Here is a 19023-nt window from a genome sequence, read left to right as displayed (position 1 = left end):
CCTCGCCGATCGGGATCCCGGCCGGTGCGGAATGAGGTAATCCTGCACCGCAGTTGAGGTGGCGGAAAGGTGCGGCGCGGGCCATGCGCCGGGCTGACGGGACGTCAGTCGATGCCCCAGCGGGCCAAGTCCGCCGGGGTGTCCAGGTCGTCGGGGACGGCCACGTCGGTGCAGTCCACCAGCGTGACCGGGTGCCTGGCCAGCAGCGCGCGGGCGCCCGCGTCGCCGGTCGAGGTGGCCAGCAGCTCCGGGAAGTGCGCGGCGCCGATCAGGACCGGGTGCGCCCGGCGGCCGGCATAGGCGCACGCTGCCAGATCCGTGCGCCCGGCGTGCGCCGCCAGCAGTCGGCGCACCGCCTCCGCCGTCACGCCGGGGGTGTCCACCAGCAGCACCAGGACCGCGCTCGCCCCCGTCGGCAGGGCGGCCAGGCCCGCCCGCAGCGACGAGGACAGCCCCGTGCGCCAGTCGGGGTTGTCGACCAGCAGGCAGTCGCCGGTGTCGACGCGCTCCCGGACCTCCGCCGCGGCGGCCCCCAGCACCGCCACCACTCCGTCGCACCCGCCGTCGCGGGCCACCGCCAGCGCGTGTTCCAGCAGCGGGCGACCTCGGTACGGCAGCAGCGCCTTCGGGCGCCCGCCCAGTCGGGACCCGCCGCCCGCCGCCAGCACCAGGGCCGGCACCCGCAACTCCGTCATGCCGCCAGTCTGCCCGGGTCGGCGCCGTCCCGGGAGCGTCCCGGCGCGGTCGGCGGAACGGTTCGCGCCGGTCGGGGTTTTGCCCGGATTGTGAGGTGCGTCATGCTGCGGCGTGGCCGCCTTGACCCGCACTTGACCGGCTGGTCTTCTGGTGGGCCGTCAGAGTCGCCCACCCACAGAGGAATACCGTGCGATCCCGCCGTACCGCCGTAGTCGCCGCCCTGTTGCTCGGATCGCTCGCCCTCGCCGGGTGCAACGGAGCGGACAAGTCGTCGAGCGACAGCGCCAAGTCCAAGCCGCAGTCGGCCTCCAAGGGCACCAACCCGCTGCAGAACCCGGACGGCACCAAGCCCGGCCTGGCGCCCGTCACCGACGACGCGGACCGCAAGGCCGGCCGGGACCTGATCGCCAAGGTGAAGACCGCCGACCCCGGCCCGAAGACCGGCTACGACCGCGACCAGTTCGGCCCCGCCTGGACGGACAACGTGGACGGCATACCGATGGGCCACAACAGCTGCAGCACCCGTGACGACATGCTGGCCCGGGACGGCAAGAAGGTGGAGCACAAGGACGGCTCCCAGTGCGTCGTCACCGGAATGACCATCTGGGACCCGTACACCGGCAAGAACGTGGACTGGAGCAAGCAGCAGGCGTCGAAGATACAGATCGACCACGTGATGCCGCTGTCCTACGACTGGCAGCAGGGCGCCTCCCAGTGGGACAAGCTCAAGCGGGTGCAGATCGCCAACGACCCGCTGAACCTGATCCCGGCGGACGGCTCGCAGAACGCCTCCAAGGGCGACTCCGGCCCGGCGAGTTGGCTGCCCGCCAACACCGAGGTGCACTGCTCGTACGCGATCCGGTGGGCGCAGGTCTCGCTGAAGTACCAGCTGCCGGTGACGCCTGCCGACAAGAAGACCATGCTGTCGCTGTGCGGCGGCTGACGGAGCGTTGACCGGCTGAGCGTTTGTTGACGGCGCGTCGGCCCGCGACCGCGGAAGGACCCGAGGCCGTTCGAGCTCCTCTGGGGGAGGGGGAGTCGAACGGCCTCGGGCGTCGTGGGAGCGGGGCAGGTCAGCCCGCGCTCTTCGGTGCGGCCGTCAGGTCGTACATGGTGGTGCTGCCGACCGTCTTCGCGGTGTAGGTGGACTCCACCCAGGAGGCGATCTCCGAGGAGTAGTCGGAGCCGCCCATGCTGCGGCCCATGCCGCCACCGCCGATGAACCAGTGCACCTTGCCCTCCGCGACCAGCTGCTTGAAGCCGTCCAGCGAGAGCGAGGGATCGCTGCCGTTGAAGCCGCCCAGCGCCATCACCGGCTCGCCGGTGGCGAGTTGGTAGCCGGCCTGGTTCTGCGAGCCGACCGCGGCGGCCACCCAGGTGTACTTGTCGGCGTCCTGCTTCAGCAGGTCCGCGACCTCGGACGGGACCTTCGCGCCCTCCAGCAGGCCGCCCATGCCGCCGCCCATCCCGCCGCCGAAACCGCCGCGGCCGGTGCGGCCGTCCTCGGTGCCGGTGCCGGTGCCGGGGAAGCCCTGGGAGCCGGGGAGGTTCGGGAACGCGCCGTTCTGACTTCCGTTCTGGCCGCCCGGGAAGGCACCGCCGGCGATGCCGCCGCCCGGGAAGTTGCCGTTCCCGCCGCCGTTCATTCCGTTCTGGCCGCCCGGGAAGCCCGGGAAGGTGCCGTGCGCCTTGCCGCGACCGCCGCCGGGGCCGAAGCCCTCGCCCTTGACGCGCGGTCCGGCGGTGACGATGGATCCGGTGTGGCCGGTGGAGACGGTGTCGAGGGCGTACGCGGCCGGCCCGGCCAGGCCCGCCGCCAGTGCGGTGAGTCCGGCGGTGGCGGCGATCCGGCCGCCGATCGGTCCGGTGATCCGGCCCGCGGCGAGCAGTGCGACGGCGGCGAGCAGGCCGCCGATCAGCACGGCCCAGCGCAGCCACGGCAGGAACTCGGCGCTGCGGCCCAGGAGTTGGTGCGACCACCAGGCGGTGACGGCGAGCGTCACGGCCAGCACCGCCGCGTACGGCAAGCGGTGGCGGGCCCGCCACAGACCGTCCGTGCCCATGCCGACCAGTGCGGCGATCGCCGGGGCGAGGGCCACCGTGTAGTACTGGTGGAAGATCCCGGACATGAAGCTGAACGTCAGCCCGGTGCACAGCAGCCAGCCGCCCCAGACCAGGAAGGCGATCCGGGCCGAGTCGGTGCGGGCGTGGCGACGGGTCGCCCACAGGCCGAACACCAGCAGGATCAGCGCGGCGGGCATCAGCCAGGCGATCTGCCCGCCGATGTCGCCGTCGAACAGGCGGGTCGGGCCGGTGGAGCCCCACATGCCGCCACCGGGCATGCCGCCCCCGCCGCCGCCCATCCGGTTTCCGCCGCCGACGCTGCCGGTCTCGTTGCCGGTGATCCGGCCGAAGCCGTTGTAGCCGAAGGTGAGGGAGAGGAAGGAGTTGTCCTGCGAGCCGCCGATGTACGGGCGGGCGGAGGCCGGCATCAGCTCGACGATCGCCACCCACCAGCCGCCTGCGACCACCATCGCCACAGTGCCGTACAGCAGTTGGAGCCATCGACGGCCCCAGCCGGTGGGCGCGGTGAACAGGTACACCAGGGCGAACGCGGGCAGCACCAGGAACGCCTGCAGCGTCTTGGTGAGGAACGCCAGCCCGAGCATCACGCCGACGAACACCAGCCAGCGGGTGGACGCCGTCTCGGTGGCCCGGACGGTGCCGTACGCGGCCAGCGTCAGCAGCAGCACCAGCAGCGCGTCCGGGTTGTTGAAGCGGAACATCAGCGCCGCCACCGGGGTCAGCGCCAGCGCCGCGCCCGCGACCAGGCCGCCGAGCGCCGAGGACCGGCGGCGCACCGTGGCGTACACGGCGGCGACCGTGCCGACGCCCATCAGCACCTGAGGGGCCAGCACGCTGAACGAGTTCAGGCCGAGGATCCGGGCGGAGACCGCCATCGGCCACAGCGACAGCGGCGGCTTGTCGACGGTGATGAAGCTCGCCGCGTCCGAGGACCCGAAGAACATCGCCTTCCAGCTGACGCTGCCGGCCTGCACGGCCGCCGAGTAGAAGGCGTTGGCCCAGCCGGAGGCGGTCAGGTTCCAGAAGTAGAGGACGGCGGTGGCCAGCAGCAGCCCCAGGAACGCCGGCCGGACCCACCTCGGGTCGTCCTCGCGTCCGCGCCAGGTGCGTCCGGGCAGGGTGCGCAGCCGGCCGGCCCAGGTGGCCGGGCCCTTGGGGCCGACGGGCGGCAGTGCGACGGGCGGGAACAGCGGCTCGGCGGGCCGCTCGCGCCCGGCGGGCCGTTCGTCCCCGGCCTCGGCGGGCGGCGGCGCCGGCCAGACGGTCGGGCCGGACGCGGCGGCGTCGGCCGGGACCGCCGGTGGCGGGTGGTTCGCGGCGTCGGGCCACGGCTCGCTGGTCGGAGGAACGGAACTGGGCGTGGTCATGGGAGACACGCTGCGTGGCGTGGCTGAGAACTCCATGAGACCCGACTGTGAGCGGGCTCTATTCTCCGCGAGCCTTCGTCCGACGGTCCGTCAGGCCGGTTCGGCTCAGCTCGCGGGGGCCGGCTGCGGCTGCGGGAGGCGGCTGCCGAGCCAGGTGAGCGCCGGGGGGATCTCCCGGGTCCAGGTGTGGAAGTTGTGGCCGCCGGTGTCCAGGGTGATGGTGGACAGCCGGGTCGGGGCCTTGAACGCGGCGACCATCTGCTGCGTCGCCGGGTAGTTCTCCTCGTTGTTGCTGGTGGCGAGCAGCAGCGAGACCGGCGGCGCGGGCTTGTTCTGCAACCGCCACAGCAGGTCGTTGTCCTGCTTGACCTCGGCGCTGCCGCCGAACAGGTCGCCGGTGGTCGGGTCGTTGTGGACCTCGTAGTAGCCGGACAGCGCGATCGCCGCCCGGTACGAATCGGGCTTGCGCACCGCGAACTTGACGGCGCAGTAGCCGCCGGTGGAGTCGCCGATCACCGCCCGCGCCTCGGGCCGGTCGTCGACCCGGTAGGAGGCGGACATCGCCTTCGGCAGGTCCTCGGTGAAGAAGGTCTCCGCCTGCGGCCCACCCGGCACGTCCATGCACTCGGTGTCGCGGTTGGCGACCAGCGTCGGCCGCATCATCACCAGCACCGTCGGCGGCATCTCCTTGGCCTCGATCGCCTTCAGCGTGGACGCCGGGTACTGCAGCAGCGAGATCAGCTTCTCCGGCGTCCCCGGGTAGCCGGACAGCGCCAGCAGCATCGGGAACTTCGTCCCCGCGTAGGCCGGCTGGAAGTACTGCGGCGGCAGGTACACGTACGCCGGGGTGCCGGTCAGCCCGGAGCGCTCGCCGTGGATCTCCACCTTCTGGATCACGCCGGAACGATCCTGCGCGGCGCCCTGCGAGGAGTACATCTTCTGCTCGCCGGTCACCGAGACGGCCTTGCCGCCCGGCTGGTGGTCGACCACCGTGCCCGGGCTGCCGTCCAGACCGAGCAGGTCGCTCCAGGTCGAGTAGAAGCCGAAGTACGAGTTGGCGACCAGCCCCATCGCGGCCAGCACCGCGATCTGCGTCCCGAAGAACGCCCCCAGCCGCCCGAGCCACGCCCGCCAGCTCCGGCCACCCATCCGGGGCCACAGCCACATGGTGGCGGCGAAGGCGAGAACGGCCAGCAGGCTGGCGATGATCTGGATCGGGGCTCCGGTCAGGCTCGGCACCCGATGATCGTAAGGTACGGCCTCATCAAGCTCACAGCCGCCTCCCAGCACCTTCCCGGGTTTCCCAAGCCCCCCTCAAGGGCAGACCAACTGCTTCGCCTGTCGGAACTTCCGGCTAGCCTCCTGCGCTCGTGAGATCACCTGAGGAACTGCACCTGACCGACTGGGCATCGCTGGAGCACTCGTACGGGAGCGGCACCGACGTCCCCGGCTGGGTCCAGGCGTTGTACGCCGAGGACGAGGCGGTGGTCGGCAAGGCGCTCGGGGAGCTGTTCGACCGGGCTCTGCATCAGGGGACGGTGTCCTCGGCGGGGGCCGCCGCCGTCCCGTACCTGGCGCATGCCGCGGTGCACGCCGTCCACCGGCGGGACGACGTGCTGGCGTTCATCGCGACGACCGGCGGGGCCGAGGAGGAGTACGACGGCGAGGAGGAGGAGAGCGGGTACCAGGACAAGGTGACGGGGCGGACCCTGGCGTCCCGGGAACTCCCGGGCCTGCTGGGCCTGTTGCGCGGCGATCCCGACCCGGAGGTGCGCCGGCAGGTCGTGCGGGTGGCGCGGTGGGCGGCGGGGGAGAGCCGGTCGCTCGCGCTGGACGCGTTGGCGGCGTGCCACCGGGAGGACCCGTCGCCGGCGGTGCGGGCCGAGGCGTTGACGGTGCTGGGCTTCCTCGACGCCGACCCCGGCGGGCGGTTGCGGGCGGCGCTGGCGGACCCCGAGCCCGCCGTCCGGGCCACGGCCGCGCTCGGACTGCTGGAGGGCGCCGGAGCGCCGTACCCGGCGGAGCTGGTGGCGGTCCTGGTGGCGGACGGCGGCGTTCCGGACTTCCGGGTCGGGTGGGGCGAGTGGTTCCCCGGGGTCGGCAACACCGACGACCGGCTGCAGCGGCTGCTCGACGCCGACCCGGAGGCCACCCGGGCCGTCGCCGCCGCCTGGATCGCAGCCGGCGACCACGACGCACGCGGGGCCCGCCGGGCGCTGCGGCTGGCCGCCCGCTGGTACGGCTACCGGGACGAGACCGTCGCGCTGCTGATCGCCGCGCTGCCGCACCAACGCGAGTGGTACTGGCGAATGAAGGTGCTGGACGGCCTCGCCGGTCTGGTCGCGCGCTGCCCCGACCCCGGCCCGGTCGTCGAGGCGGTGCTGCCGCACACCGTCGACCCGGACTGGCGGATCTCCCGGCCCGCCCAGCTCGCCCTCGGCCGGGCCGGCGACATCCGCCTGCTCACCGCCGTCCCCGAGCCCGACGCCGCCGCGCTCGACGCCCTCGCCGCCCGGACCGACGACCCCGCCCTGCGCCGCCGGGCCCTCGCCCCGCACCGGTCCCCGTGCGGCGGCGCACTCCACAGCGGCGCGGACGAACTCCTCGACGCGCTCACCCCGGAGAGCGCCGCGCCGCTGCTGCCCGAACTGACCGCGCTGCTGCGCACCTGCCCGAGCCCGAAACTCGTCCGCTTCCTCGGCGGATCCGGCCTCGGCGACCCTGAACTCATCCGGCTTCTGGGCGAGTTGGCCAATGGCGACGACCGCTTCCTGGCCCCCGTGGCCGCCGTCGCCGCCGCCCGACTCGGCGCGGACCCCGAGCCCGCGCTGCGGCTGCTCGCCGAACGCGCCGACTGCCTGGCCGAGGCCGCCCTGCTCGGGCCGCTCGGGGCGCCCCTGCTGCCCGTGGTGGAGCACTGGCTGACGGAAGGTCATGTCCGGCAGCGCGTGGAGGCCGCCGAGGCGCACTGGCGGATCACCGGCGATCCCGCCCGGGCCGTCCCCGTCCTGCTCGCCGCCCTGGACCGGAGCGCGGCGGGCGCCCGCGCCCTCGCCGTGCTGCGCCGGATCGGCCGGCCGCTGCCGGGCGAACAACGGGCCCTGGTCGAGGGTTGGTCGGCCACGGACCGGAGCCGGCCGGTCGGCCGGGACCACTACTGGAGCGTGCGGGAGGAGGACCGCCTGCGCGAGGACGCCCGGCTGCTGCTCGCCGTGCGGGGCTGAACATGGTGACGGCCCGCCGCACCCATGGGGAAGATGCGGCGGGCCGTCCGTTCAGGATCCGACGGGACGTCAGCCCAGGCTGTTGTAGATGGTGTTCAGCAGGGTGCTGGAGTCGTCGTCGTTCTCCAGGGCGAAGGCGAACATGCCGCCCAGGCCCTTGGACTTGGCGTAGGCCGCGCGGGCCTGGATGGCCTTCGGGTCGTCACCGGTCCAGAAGTTGGTGCCGTCGTAGACCCAGGTGGACTCGGTGATCGGGTCCCAGTGGGTGTTCTGGGCGGTCAGGGTGAGTTCGCGCCAGCTGGCGAGGCCGGCTTCCTGGCTGCCGGGCTTGGCGGGGGTGGCGCCGGTGGCCTTCTGGTAGAGGCCGTAGTTGTTTCCGGCCTGGACGCCGGTCCAGCCGCGGAAGTAGAACGGGATGCCGAGGATGATCTTGTTGGCGGGGAAGCCGCCGGTGATGCCGTACTCGGGCAGGCCGGTGGTGTAGGCCGCCAGCGTGGTGTCCACGTTGTACTTGGCGGTGCCGGGGGTGATCGGCGTGGTCGGGTCGGCGGGGCTGTCGTGCAGCGGGTCCTGGAGGTTGGTCGGACCGGTGGCGTCCCACGAGCCGTGCATGTCGTAGGTCATGACGTCGGCGTAGTCCAGGTACGAGCCGATCTTGTCGGTCTCGATGTACTGGATCTTGTCCTGGCCGGACGGCAGCGCCGCGGTGAGCAGGAACTTCTTGCCGACGCTCGCGCCGTAGCCGTCCAGCTGGCTGCGGAACTCGGCGAGCAGCGCGGTGAAGTTCTGCTTGTCGGCCGCGGAGTAGTGGTTGCCGGTGTGGCCGCCGGCCGAGCCCGGGTACTCCCAGTCGATGTCGATGCCGTCGAAGATGCCGGCGGCGCTGGCCGCGCCGCCGGAGGCGTCACCGGCGACACCGGTCGGCAGGTTGCCCTTGAGGAACATGTCGATGCAGGAGGAGACCAGCTTCTTGCGCGAGGCGTCGGTGGCCGCCGCGTCGGAGAAGTACTTGGAGTAGGTCCAGCCGCCCAGCGACAGGGTGACCCGGAGGTTCGGGTTCTTCGCCTTGAGCTGGCGCAGCTGGTTGAAGTTGCCCTTCAGCGGCTGCTGCCAGTCGTCGGCGGAGCCGTCGACCGAGATCGCGCCGGAGTAGTCCATCTGGTAGTCGGCGTACGCGTCGGCCGCGCCGTCGCCCGCGTTCGGGTTGTCCTCGTGGGTGGCGTCGGAGGCCTTGACGGCCTCGAAGCAGTTGAGGTTGGTCGGGTGGATGTTCTCGAACGCGTAGGAGATGACGTCCAGCTTGCCGGCCGCGCCCGAGGTGTCGACGTTCTTCGGGTAGTAGGCGGCGTCGTACACCGACCACTGGTCGAAGTACGCGGACTTGTACGGCTTGGCGGCAGCGGGCGCGGCGGCGGTGGAGGTGGTCACCGCGGCGGACTGCTGGGAGGCGTGGCCGGCCTTGTCGTACGCCTGGACGGTGAAGGTGTACGAGGTGTTCGGCAGCAGCGAGGAGATCGCGATGGAGGTGCCCATCGAGGTGCCGACCAGCTGGCCCTTCGACCAGACCTTGTAGCCGACGTAGTTGTCGGTGGAGTCGGTCGAGGCGCTCCACTTCAGCACCACCGCGTTGGCGGTGGTCTTCGTGACCGCCACTCCGCCCGGGACGGTGATCTTGCCGTCGCCGCCGGGGCCGTTGCCGGTGCCCGAGCTGGAGCTCGCGGACGGCGACGGCGAGGAGGAGGTGGAGGTGGACGGGCTGGGGGAGGCGCTCTGCGAGGGGCCGGCCGACGCCGAGGCGCTGGCGCTGGAGCTCGCGGAGGTCGAGGGGCTCGGCGAGCCGCCGGTGCCGGGGCCGGTCAGGGCGAGGTCGTCGGCCTGGTAGGCGCCGGCGCCGTACCAGCCGTGGGTGAAGACCGTCACCGAGGTGGTGGTCGCGCCGGTGGTGAAGGTGGTGCTCAGCTGCGTCCAGTTGGTCGCGGCGGGCGTCCAGGTGGAGGCGTTGACGCCGGTGCCGGTGGCGCCCAGGTACACGTAGTTGCCCTTGAGCCAGCCGGCCAGGGTGTACTTGGTGTTCGGCTGGACGGCGACGGTCTGCTGGCACTGGCCGGTGTCCGAGGCCGTGGCGTTGGCGTTCAGCGCGTAGGACCCGCCGTGCACGGGGGTGGTGACCACCGAGCCGTTGGTGCAGGTCCAGCCGCTGAGCGAGCCGGCCTCGAAGTCGCCGTTGGCGAGCAGGTTGACGGTGGCCGCCGAGGCGCTGCCGAGCGAGAGCGCGAGCGCGGTGGAGCCGACCGTCATGGCGGCGGCCACCACGAGGGCGCCGGCGCGTCGCCGGGAGGGGGCCCGGCGCGTCGACCCGGGTGCGGGCGTGGCCCGTTCAAGCATGGAGGAACCTCCGGAGTAGTGGGGTTGTCCGGTAGGTGCGGCGGCCCGACGGGCCCAGGTGGGAGCCTGCGCGCTTGGGGTGAGCGCGTCACCTAGATTGGACTGGACCAATCGTCCGGGTCAAGGATTTCGGCTCACGAACCGTCAGGAAGCTTTCCGATCCTTCGGGTTGGGGGCGGTCGCGGCCGGGGAACTCGGACGGGGAGGTTTCCGCCGTTGTGCGCCCTTGGCTCTCAGTTGCATATGACTTGCAATTGCGAGCGGATCGACGGAAGGATGATGCGGCTCACCACCGTCCGGAAGGAAGATCCCATGCCAGCGCCCAGCCGTCTGCGTGACCGGCTCACCCGCGAGGAGTGGATCCGGCTGGCCGGAATGGCCGCGTTCGTCCTCGCCCTGCACGTGGTCGGGTGGTTCACGCTGCTGGCGGTGATCGCCCCCAAGCACTACGACGTCGGCGGCCAGGTGTTCGGCGCGGGCATGGGCCTGACGGCGTACACGCTCGGCATGCGGCACGCCTTCGACGCCGACCACATCGCCGCCATCGACAACACCACCCGCAAGCTGATGGGCCAGGGCAAGCGCCCGCTCTCGGTCGGCTTCTGGTTCTCGCTCGGGCACTCCTCGATCGTCTTCGGCCTGTGCGCCCTGCTGGCGTTCGGCATCCGCTCGCTGGCCGGGCAGGTGGAGTCCGACGACTCCGCACTGCACACGGCGACCGGCCTGATCGGCGTCACCGTCTCCGGCACCTTCCTGGTGCTGATCGGCCTGATCAACCTGGGCGCGTTCAACGGCATCCTGAAGGTGTTCCGGCGAATGCGGCAGGGCGACTTCGACGAGGCCGAGCTGGAGCGCCAGCTCGACAAGCGCGGCTTCCTGAACCGGATCCTCGGCAGGGTCACCCGGGCCGTCACCAAGCCCTGGCACATGTACCCGGTGGGCCTGCTGTTCGGCCTCGGCTTCGACACCGCCACCGAGGTGTCGCTGCTGGTGCTGGCCGGCGGCGCGGCCGCGTTCTCGCTGCCCTGGTACGCGCTGCTGGTGCTGCCGATCCTGTTCGCGGCGGGCATGAGCCTGCTGGACACCATCGACGGCTCGTTCATGAACTTCGCCTACGAGTGGGCGTTCTCCAAGCCGGTCCGCAAGATCTACTACAACCTCACCGTCACCGGCCTGTCGGTGCTGGTGGCGCTGGTGATCGGCGTGATCGAGCTGGTCGGCCTGCTGGCCGAGAAGCTGGACATCACCTCCGGCCCGATCGGCTGGATCGGCTCGCTCGACCTCAACCTGGTCGGCTACGTGATCGTCGGCCTGTTCGTGGTCACCTGGGCCGGGGCGATGGCGTTCTGGAAGTTCGGCAAGGTCGAGCAGAAGTGGTCGGCGGGCCTGCGCGAGCAGTCCTGACCGACGCGGCGTCAGCCGGCAAGGGGCACCCGGCGGGTGCCCCTTTCGCATGTGCGGGGGCCGGAGCGTTCCGGGCCGGACGCCCCTTTCGCATGCGCAGTGGCCGGAACGCTCCGGGCCGGGTGGCCCGGCGTACCCGCTCGGCGGCGAGAAGTTCACGTCAAGGCCCTTGTCGGGTCAACTTCTACGCGCGTATCTTTCTGGCTGGATCTACGCGAGTTGCTGTTCGGGACCCGCCCGGCAGGGCCGGAGGGGCCCCGGCAGTCAGCATCCTGACGAACCCTCAACGCCACCCGGCGCCCACGTGACGGCGACCGGGCCATGGTCCTGCCACGAAGGAGCCCCGCCAAGGTGCCCAGCCCCACCCCCACCCGCCGCTCCCGCCGCGCGCTGCTGCGCGTCACCGCGCCGGTCGCGGTCGCCGCCTCCCTGGTCCTCGTCCCGCTGCCGGGCGCGTTCGCCGCGCCGTCCACCGGCGCGGTGATCGCCGAGGTGTACGGCGGCGGCGGCAACTCCGGTGCGACGCTGAAGAACGACTTCATCGAGCTCGGCAACCCGACCGGCGCCGCCTTCGGCCTGGCCGGCTACAGCGTGCAGTACCTGCCCGGCAGCCCCGGCGCCTCCACCCAGTGGGGTGTCACCCCGCTGAACGGCTCGATCCCGGCCGGCGGCCGCTACCTGATCGCCGAGGCGCCCGGCGCCGGCGGCACCGTGGACCTCCCGGCCGCCGACGCCAGTGGCAGCCTGGCGCTGTCCGCCACCTCCGGCACCGTCGCGCTGGTCAACGGCACCGCCCCGCTGAGCTGCAAGACCGCCGCCGACTGCGCCGCGGACCCGCGGATCGTCGACCTGGTCGGCTTCGGCACCGCCGTGGTCCGCGAGGGCAGCGGCCCGGCCGCGGGCGCGTCCAACTCCGCCTCGGTCGCGCGCGGTTCCGCGCTCGCCGACACCGACGACAACGCCAAGGACCTCACCGCGGGCGACCCGACCCCGGTCAACTCCAAGGGCCAGACCACCGGCGGCGGCACCACCCCCGGCGGCGGCACGCCCGTCCCCGGCGACGTGCGCATCCACGACGTCCAGGGCGCCACCCGGATATCGCCGCTGAACACCAAGACCGTCACCAACGTGCCCGGCATCGTCACCGGCGTGCGCGGCTACGGCACCAAGGGCTTCTGGATCCAGGACCCCGACGCGGACGCCAACCCGGCCACCAGCGAGGCCGTGTTCGTCTACACCGGCTCCGCCAACCCGACCGTCAAGGTCGGCGACTCGGTGCTGGTCACCGCCAAGGTGAGCGAGTACTACCCGAACAGCTCGGGCGGCTCGCAGTCGGTCACCGAGCTGACCGGCCCCAAGGTCACCGTGCTGTCCTCCGGCAACGCCGTCCCCGCGCCCGTGGTGCTGGACGCCGCCGCCATCCCGGCCGCGTACGCGCCGGACGCCGCCGGCGGCTCGATCGAGAACCTGCCGCTGGACCCGTCGAAGTACGCCCTCGACCGGTACGAGTCGCTGGAGGGCATGAACGTCGAGGTCCGCGACGTGCCCGTGGTGCAGGCCACGGACAAGTACCACGAGCTGTGGGTGGACGCCGCCTCGACCGACCCGCGGACCGACCGCGGCGGCGTGGTCTACCTCGGCTACGACAAGCCGAACAACGGCCGGATCATGATCCAGTCGCTGCCGCCGCTGACCGAGCAGCCGTTCCCGGTCGCCAACGTCGGCGACAGGCTGACCGGCTCCACCGCCGGCCCGCTCGACTACAACCAGTTCGGCGGCTACACCATCGCCGCGAACACCGTCGGCACCGTCCAGGACAACGGCCTGCAGCGCGAGGTCGCCGACCGGGCGCTGCCCAGCGAACTCTCCATCGCCACCTACAACGTGGAGAACCTCGCCCCCGGCGACGCCGACACCAAGTACACCGAGCTCGCCCAGGCCGTGGTCACCAACCTGCGCTCGCCCGACATCGTCGCCCTGGAGGAGATCCAGGACAACAGCGGCGCCGTCGACGACGGCACCGTGGACGCCTCGGTCACCGTGCAGAAGTTCATCGACGCCGTCAAGGCCGCCGGTGGCCCCGCCTACGACTGGCGCTCGATCGACCCGGTGAACGACAAGGACGGCGGCCAGCCCGGCGGCAACATCCGCCAGGTGTTCCTGTTCAACCCCGACCGGGTCTCCTTCACCGACATCCCCGGCGGCGACTCCACCACCGCCGTCGACGTCACCGGCACCGGCAAGCGCACCTCGCTGACCGCCTCGCCCGGCCGCATCGACCCGAACAACGACGCCTGGACCACCAGCCGCAAGCCGCTGGTCGGCCAGTTCAGCTTCCACAACAAGGCGGTCTTCGTGATCGCCAACCACTTCAACAGCAAGGGCGGCGACCAGGGCATCGACAGCCGCTTCCAGGCCCCGAACCGCAGCTCCGAGGTGCAGCGGCAGCAGCAGGCCGCCGTCGAGCAGGCCTTCGTCGCCAAGCTGGAGGCCGCCGACCCGGACGCCCGGGTCGTCTCGCTCGGCGACTTCAACGACTACCAGTTCTCGCCCGCGCTGCAGACCCTCACCAAGGGCGGCGTGCTCCGCGACCTGGTGAACGACCTGCCCGCGAGCGAGCGCTACTCGTACGTCTACCAGGGCAACTCGCAGGTGCTCGACCACATCCTGGTCAGCCCGGCGTTCAAGCGGCAGCACGTCCGCTACGACGTGGTGCACATCAACAGCGAGTTCGCCGTGCAGGCCTCCGACCACGACCCGCAGGTGGTCCGGGTCAAGCCCTGACGGCCCGCCGGGTGTTCGTCGGGAGCCCTCGTCCTGCCGCTTCTCGGGCGGGGCGGGGGCTCCCGCGTTGTTACCGGTGGGTTGACCTGGGGGCCGGGTGGCCGCAGGATCGGGGCTCACTGTCTTTGGGAAGGATCCCCGGATGGCCCTCGACGCCGACGTCATCGTGATCGGAGCCGGCCTGGCGGGCCTGGCCGCCACCGCCGAACTCGCCGACGCCGGGCGGCGCGTCATCCTGCTCGACCAGGAACCCGCCGGGTCGCTCGGCGGCCAGGCGCACTGGTCCTTCGGCGGGCTCTTCCTGGTCGACTCGCCCGAACAGCGCCGGATGCGGATCAAGGACTCCCGCGAACTCGCCTGGCAGGACTGGCTCGGCACCGCCGGCTTCGACCGCCCCGAGGACGCCTGGGCGCGCCGCTGGGCCGAGGCGTACGTCGACTTCGCGGCCGGCGAGAAGCGGGCCTGGCTGCACGGCCTCGGCGTGCGGCTGTTTCCGGTGGTCGGCTGGGCCGAACGCGGCGGACTGCTGGCCAGCGGCCCCGGCAACTCCGTCCCGCGCTTCCACATCACCTGGGGCACCGGGCCCGGCCTGGTCGAACCGTTCGCCCGCCGGGTCCGCGACGCCGTCCGGGCCGGCCGGGTCACCCTCCGCTTCCGGCACCGCGTCACCGGCCTCTCCGCGAGCGGCGGTTCGCTGGACACCGTCACCGGGGAGGTCCTCGCGCCGTCCGCCGTGCCGCGCGGCGAAGCCAGTTCCCGGGCCGTCGCCGGGCAGTTCGAACTGCGCGCCCAGGCCGTGATCGTCGCCTCCGGCGGCATCGGCGGCAACCACGACAAGGTCCGCGCCGCCTGGCCCGAACGGCTCGGCACCCCGCCCGCCCGGATGCTCTCCGGCGTTCCCGCGCACGTCGACGGCCTGATGCTGGACGTCGCCGCCGCGGCCGGCGCCGGACTGATCAACGGCGACCGGATGTGGCACTACACCGAGGGCATCGAGAACTGGAACCCGATCTGGGCCCGGCACGGCATCCGCATCCTGCCCGGCCCGTCCTCGCTCTGGCTGGACGCCACCGGCGCCCGGCTGCCCGTCCCGCTGTTCCCGGGCTTCGACACCCTCGGCACCCTCGACCACATCATGCGCACCGGGTACCAGCACACCTGGTTCGTGCTCACCCAGAAGATCATCGAGAAGGAGTTCGCGCTCTCCGGCTCCGAACAGAACCCCGACCTGACGGGACGTTCGATCCGCCGGGTGCTCGGACGGGCCCTGCCCGGGGCGCCGGGGCCGGTCGAGGCCTTCAAGCAGCACGGCGCGGACTTCGTGGTGGCCGCCACGCTGGAGGAGCTCGTGCGCGGCATGAACGAGCGCCAGGACGGCGCCCCTCCCATCGACGCCGTCGCGCTGCGGACGGAGGTCGAGGCCCGCGACCGGGAGATCGCCAACCCCTTCGGCAAGGACCTCCAGGTCACCGCCATCCACGGCGCCCGCCGCTACCTCGGCGACAAGCTGATCCGCACCGCGACCCCGCACCGCCTGCTCGACCCCGCGGCCGGACCGCTGATCGCCGTCCGGCTGCACATCCTCACCCGCAAGTCGCTGGGCGGCCTCCACACCGACCTCGACTCCCGCGTCCTGCAGCCGGACGGCTCGGTGCTGGACGGCCTGTACGCGGCGGGCGAGGCGGCCGGCTTCGGCGGCGGCGGCATCCACGGCTACCGCTCCCTCGAAGGCACCTTCCTCGGCGGCTGCCTCTTCACCGGCCGCACCGCCGGCCGGGCCGCGGCCGCCGCCACCGCCTGATCCCCCGCTACCGCCCGGTCGCGCCGTCGATCTGCTCCCGCAGAATGTCGGCGTGACCGGCGTGCCGGGCCGTCTCGCTGGTCATGTGGGCCATCACCCACCGCACCGAGAGCAGTTCCTCGCGGACCGGCATCGCCACCGGACGGGACAGGTCGGCGGACGCGCCGATCACCGCGTCGCTCGCCGCGACGGCCTCCGCATAGGCGGCCAGCACCTGTTCGGCACCCACCCCGGCCGGGACGTCCATGGTGAAGTCGACCTCCTCGTACTCCGTCCGGCCCGCCACGTGGTACCCGAACCAGTACCGCTCGGACGCGGTGAGGTGCTGCACCAGACCCAGCAGGTTGGTCCCCGTCCCGACCAGGACCCGACGCAGCTGCTCCTCCGTCAGCCCCTCGGTCTTCTTCACCACGCACTCCCGGGCGAACCTCAGGAAGGCCAGCGAGGTGTCGAGTTCGCTGCTGTCGTTGAACGGTACGGGGCGGCGCTGGGTCTCGGTCGCAGTCATCCCGCGAACCTATCCGTCCCGCCGCGCGGATCGCACCGGGATTTCCGGGCGGTCGGCGTGCGGTGCCGCGTGGGCGGCTCTGCGGGCGCGGAGAATGGGGGCGTGAGCGAAGGAGTCGTGGTGGCGGAGTTGGACGGACGGCCGGTGGCGGCCGGGGAGTTGCAGGCGCTGGCGCTGACGAACTACGGGCACTTCACCACGATGCTGGTGGAGGACGGCCGGGTGCGGGGGCTGGAGTTGCACCTGGCGCGGTTGGAGCGGGACTGCGCGACGGTGTTCGGGGTGCGGCCGGACCGGGGGCGGGTGCGCGAGTTGGTGCGGCGGCAGGTGCCGGCGCGCGGGGCGGTGGTGGTGCGGGTGACGTTGTTCGATCCGGGGATGGACCTGGGGAGCGTCGGGGGGCCGGCCGATCCGCGGGTGCTGGTGACGGCGCGTCCGGCGGGGAGCGGGGCGCCGGGGGCGGTGCGGGTGCGGACGGCGGGGTACCGGCGGGACCTGCCGGAGGTGAAGAGCGTGGCGCTGTTCGGGGTGCTGCGGCAGCGGCGGCTCGCTCAGCAGGCGGGGTTCGACGACGCGCTGTTCGCGGACGCGGAGGGCGGGTTGACGGAGGGCACGACCTGGAACGTCGGGTTCCTGCGCGACGGCGAGGCGGTGTGGCCGCAGGGGGAGTACCTGACGGGCACCGCGATGACGCTGCTGCGCGGGGCGTGCGGTGGGGAGTTCGCCAGGGTGGGGAGGGAACTCGCGGGCGTGGACGCGGTGTTCGCCACCAATGCGACGACCGGCGTGCGGGCGGTCGCGGCGGTGGACGGCCGGGAGTTCGACGTCCGGGAGGCCGAGGCGGCGGGGCTGGCGAGGCTGCGGGCGGCGTACCTGGAGGTGCCGGGCGACCCGCTGTGAGCAGCGACGATGCGCCATGATCGGGCCGACGGGCGCCTCGCGACGGCGGCTTTACGAACACATGGTCTGATCATGTGCTCGGCCAGACCGACACGATGACGGTCGTTCACCGAGCATCAGGGTGACGGCCATCGGCCGCTGGCAGTCTCCCGCGCATGGATATCCCGAACATGGGCGTGCCCGCCCGGCTGGCCGCCCGCATGAACATGGCGGAGCAGCACGAGTACCTCCGCAGCAAGCTCTCCCGCCGGACCCTGCTGCGCTCCAGCGCGGTGACGGTCGGCGCGCTGGCCGTCGGCGGGGCGCTGGGCTCCGGCACGGCGTTCGCCGACCCGGCCGTGAAGCAGAGCGGCACGACGGACGCGGTGTCCGGTTCGCTGGTGGCCCCGGTCGGCCGTCACCTGCAGTTCGGCGCCGACGCCGACACCCAGATGCGGGTGTCCTGGCAGGTGCCGGCGCCGGTGAAGAAGCCGTTCCTGCGCTTCGGCCGGCACCCGTGGGAGCTCAGCCACAAGATCGAGGCCGAGGTCCGGGCGCTGCACACCCCCGCGCTGGTCGACGGCGCCACCCCGGTCGACCAGTACTACCTGCACGTGGAGCTGAACCACCTTCAGCCCGGCACCACCTACTACTACGGCGTCGGCCACGAGGGCTTCGACCCGGCCTCGCAGCAGGCGATCTCCACCCTGCAGACCTTCACCACCGCGCCGTCCCGCCACGGCCGGCGGGGCCGTCCGTTCGAGCCGTTCACCTTCACCGCCTTCGGCGACCAGGGCGTCTCCTCGCACGCGGCCGGCAACGACCACGTCATCCTGGCCCAGCAGCCGGTGTTCCACCTGCACGCCGGCGACATCTGCTACGCCGACCCGATGGGCCAGGGCAAGGACAGCGACCGCGTCGCGTTCAACGCGCTGACCTGGGACGCGTTCCTGGCGCAGACCGAGACGGTGGCGGCGAAGGTCCCGTGGATGGTCGCCTACGGCAACCACGACATGGAGGCCTGGTACTCGCACAACGGGTACGGCGGCGACGACGCCCGCTTCACCCTGCCGACCAACGGCCCGGACCCGCGTACGGCGCCCGGCGTGTACTCCTTCACCTACGGCAACGTCGGCGTCGTCTCGCTGGACGCCAACGACGTGTCCTACGAGATCCCGGCCAACCTGGGCATCACCGCGGGCCGGCAGACCGAGTGGCTGGAGCGCAAGCTGCGCGAGCTGCGCGCGGACGAGGCGATCGACTTCGTGGTGGTGTTCTTCCACCACTGCGCCTTCTCCACCACCCACCAGCACGCCTCCGACGGCGGCGTCCGGGACGCCTGGGTGCCGCTGTTCGAGAAGTACCGGGTGGACCTGGTCATCAACGGCCACAACCACGTGTACGAGCGCACCGACGCGATCCTCGGCAACAAGGTCAACAAGGCGGTGCCGAGCGGCGCGAGCATCGACCCGTCCAAGGACGGCGTGGTGTACGTGACCGCCGGTGCGGCCGGCCGCAGCCTGTACTCGTTCGACGCCCCCGACACCTACGAGGGCCACGAGAACCACCAGGACGAGGTGGTCACGTACCACTTCGACAAGGGCAGCATGAAGGTCGCGGAGACCGTGCAGTGGTCGCGGGTCCGCTACACCGGCTACTCGTTCATCAAGGTGGACGTCGCCCCGGCGCACCGCGGCGCGACCAGCAGCATGAAGGTCACCGCGCTGGCCGAGGACGGCACCCGGATCGACCACTACTCGATCACCCGCCGGGCGGGCCGCAGCGAGCACGGCCACTGAGGGTCGGCGAGGTTCCCCGGACCCGGTGCTGTCGGGCCCGGGGACCTCGCCGTCTAGGGTGGTGCGGTGAGTACCGTCCGCTCGATCACGT

12 protein-coding genes are annotated in these 19023 nt (G+C 72.3%); 7 read left to right on the top strand and 5 right to left on the bottom strand.

Features of this window, described 5'->3' with window-relative positions; translation table 11 throughout:
* Positions 1-104: 104 nt before the first annotated feature.
* Positions 105-695, bottom strand: coding sequence for a nucleotidyltransferase family protein (locus tag IEZ12_RS07015; RefSeq protein WP_189271267.1), 591 nt, complete (start codon positions 693-695; stop codon positions 105-107).
* A gap of 188 nt (positions 696-883) precedes the next feature.
* Between IEZ12_RS07015 and IEZ12_RS07010 the strand changes: the two genes are divergently transcribed.
* Positions 884-1639: an HNH endonuclease family protein gene (locus IEZ12_RS07010; protein WP_189271266.1), complete on the top strand. Its 756-nt coding sequence runs from the start codon at positions 884-886 to the stop codon at positions 1637-1639.
* A gap of 130 nt (positions 1640-1769) precedes the next feature.
* Here IEZ12_RS07010 and IEZ12_RS07005 read toward each other — a convergent pair whose 3' ends face one another.
* Positions 1770-4148, bottom strand: coding sequence for a mannosyltransferase YkcB-related protein (locus tag IEZ12_RS07005; RefSeq protein WP_229847306.1), 2379 nt, complete (start codon positions 4146-4148; stop codon positions 1770-1772).
* 105 nt (positions 4149-4253) lie between these two features.
* Complete coding sequence (locus IEZ12_RS07000; RefSeq protein WP_189271265.1) at positions 4254-5387, bottom strand: alpha/beta hydrolase; 1134 nt, start codon at positions 5385-5387, stop codon at positions 4254-4256.
* A 131-nt stretch (positions 5388-5518) separates the two neighbouring features.
* Here IEZ12_RS07000 and IEZ12_RS39965 point away from each other — a divergent pair, with 131 nt between their 5' ends.
* A complete protein-coding gene (locus IEZ12_RS39965; protein WP_189271264.1) occupies positions 5519-7372 on the top strand; it encodes a HEAT repeat domain-containing protein in 1854 nt (617 codons plus the stop codon).
* A 69-nt stretch (positions 7373-7441) separates the two neighbouring features.
* Here IEZ12_RS39965 and IEZ12_RS40355 read toward each other — a convergent pair whose 3' ends face one another.
* Positions 7442-9757, bottom strand: a complete 2316-nt coding sequence (locus tag IEZ12_RS40355) for a glycosyl hydrolase family 18 protein (protein WP_308431006.1) — start codon at positions 9755-9757, stop codon at positions 7442-7444.
* Between the two features lie 312 nt (positions 9758-10069).
* Between IEZ12_RS40355 and nicT the strand changes: the two genes are divergently transcribed.
* The 3 genes from nicT (at position 10070) to IEZ12_RS06975 (ending at position 15746) form a co-directional block, all read left to right on the top strand.
* The gene (gene nicT, locus IEZ12_RS06985) at positions 10070-11161 is read left to right on the top strand and encodes a Nickel transporter NicT (RefSeq protein ID WP_100587065.1); all 1092 of its coding nucleotides are present in this window, start codon (positions 10070-10072) and stop codon (positions 11159-11161) included.
* Between the two features lie 351 nt (positions 11162-11512).
* Positions 11513-13945 (top strand): DUF8508 domain-containing protein, encoded by a 2433-nt coding sequence (locus tag IEZ12_RS06980; RefSeq protein ID WP_229847305.1) that lies wholly within the window; start codon positions 11513-11515, stop codon positions 13943-13945.
* Between the two features lie 142 nt (positions 13946-14087).
* Positions 14088-15746: an FAD-binding dehydrogenase gene (locus IEZ12_RS06975; protein WP_189271262.1), complete on the top strand. Its 1659-nt coding sequence runs from the start codon at positions 14088-14090 to the stop codon at positions 15744-15746.
* Positions 15747-15753: 7 nt separating this feature from the next.
* Here IEZ12_RS06975 and IEZ12_RS06970 read toward each other — a convergent pair whose 3' ends face one another.
* Entirely contained in the window at positions 15754-16254 is a 501-nt protein-coding gene (locus tag IEZ12_RS06970) for a DinB family protein (RefSeq protein WP_189271261.1), read from the bottom strand.
* A 120-nt stretch (positions 16255-16374) separates the two neighbouring features.
* Here IEZ12_RS06970 and IEZ12_RS06965 point away from each other — a divergent pair, with 120 nt between their 5' ends.
* Both IEZ12_RS06965 and IEZ12_RS06960 read left to right on the top strand, forming a co-directional pair.
* Positions 16375-17154, top strand: a complete 780-nt coding sequence (locus tag IEZ12_RS06965; protein ID WP_189271385.1) for an aminotransferase class IV — start codon at positions 16375-16377, stop codon at positions 17152-17154.
* 155 nt (positions 17155-17309) lie between these two features.
* Positions 17310-18932, top strand: coding sequence for a purple acid phosphatase family protein (locus tag IEZ12_RS06960; RefSeq protein ID WP_189271260.1), 1623 nt, complete (start codon positions 17310-17312; stop codon positions 18930-18932).
* The last annotated feature ends 91 nt before the right edge of the window (positions 18933-19023 follow it).

It is taken from the genome of Kitasatospora griseola (assembly GCF_014648555.1).
Taxonomy (GTDB): Bacteria; Actinomycetota; Actinomycetes; order Streptomycetales; family Streptomycetaceae; genus Kitasatospora; species Kitasatospora griseola.
This window is presented reverse-complemented; position numbering and strand designations above follow the sequence as displayed.

Coding starts and splice junctions, on each gene's coding strand:
- IEZ12_RS07015 (WP_189271267.1), bottom strand. CDS start 695: ATGACGGAGTTGCGGGTGCCGGCCCTGGTGCTGGCGGCGGGCGGCGGG.
- IEZ12_RS07005 (WP_229847306.1), bottom strand. CDS start 4,148: ATGACCACGCCCAGTTCCGTTCCTCCGACCAGCGAGCCGTGGCCCGAC.
- IEZ12_RS40355 (WP_308431006.1), bottom strand. CDS start 9,757: ATGCTTGAACGGGCCACGCCCGCACCCGGGTCGACGCGCCGGGCCCCC.
- nicT (WP_100587065.1), top strand. CDS start 10,070: ATGCCAGCGCCCAGCCGTCTGCGTGACCGGCTCACCCGCGAGGAGTGG.
- IEZ12_RS06975 (WP_189271262.1), top strand. CDS start 14,088: ATGGCCCTCGACGCCGACGTCATCGTGATCGGAGCCGGCCTGGCGGGC.
- IEZ12_RS06970 (WP_189271261.1), bottom strand. CDS start 16,254: ATGACTGCGACCGAGACCCAGCGCCGCCCCGTACCGTTCAACGACAGC.
- IEZ12_RS06960 (WP_189271260.1), top strand. CDS start 17,310: ATGGATATCCCGAACATGGGCGTGCCCGCCCGGCTGGCCGCCCGCATG.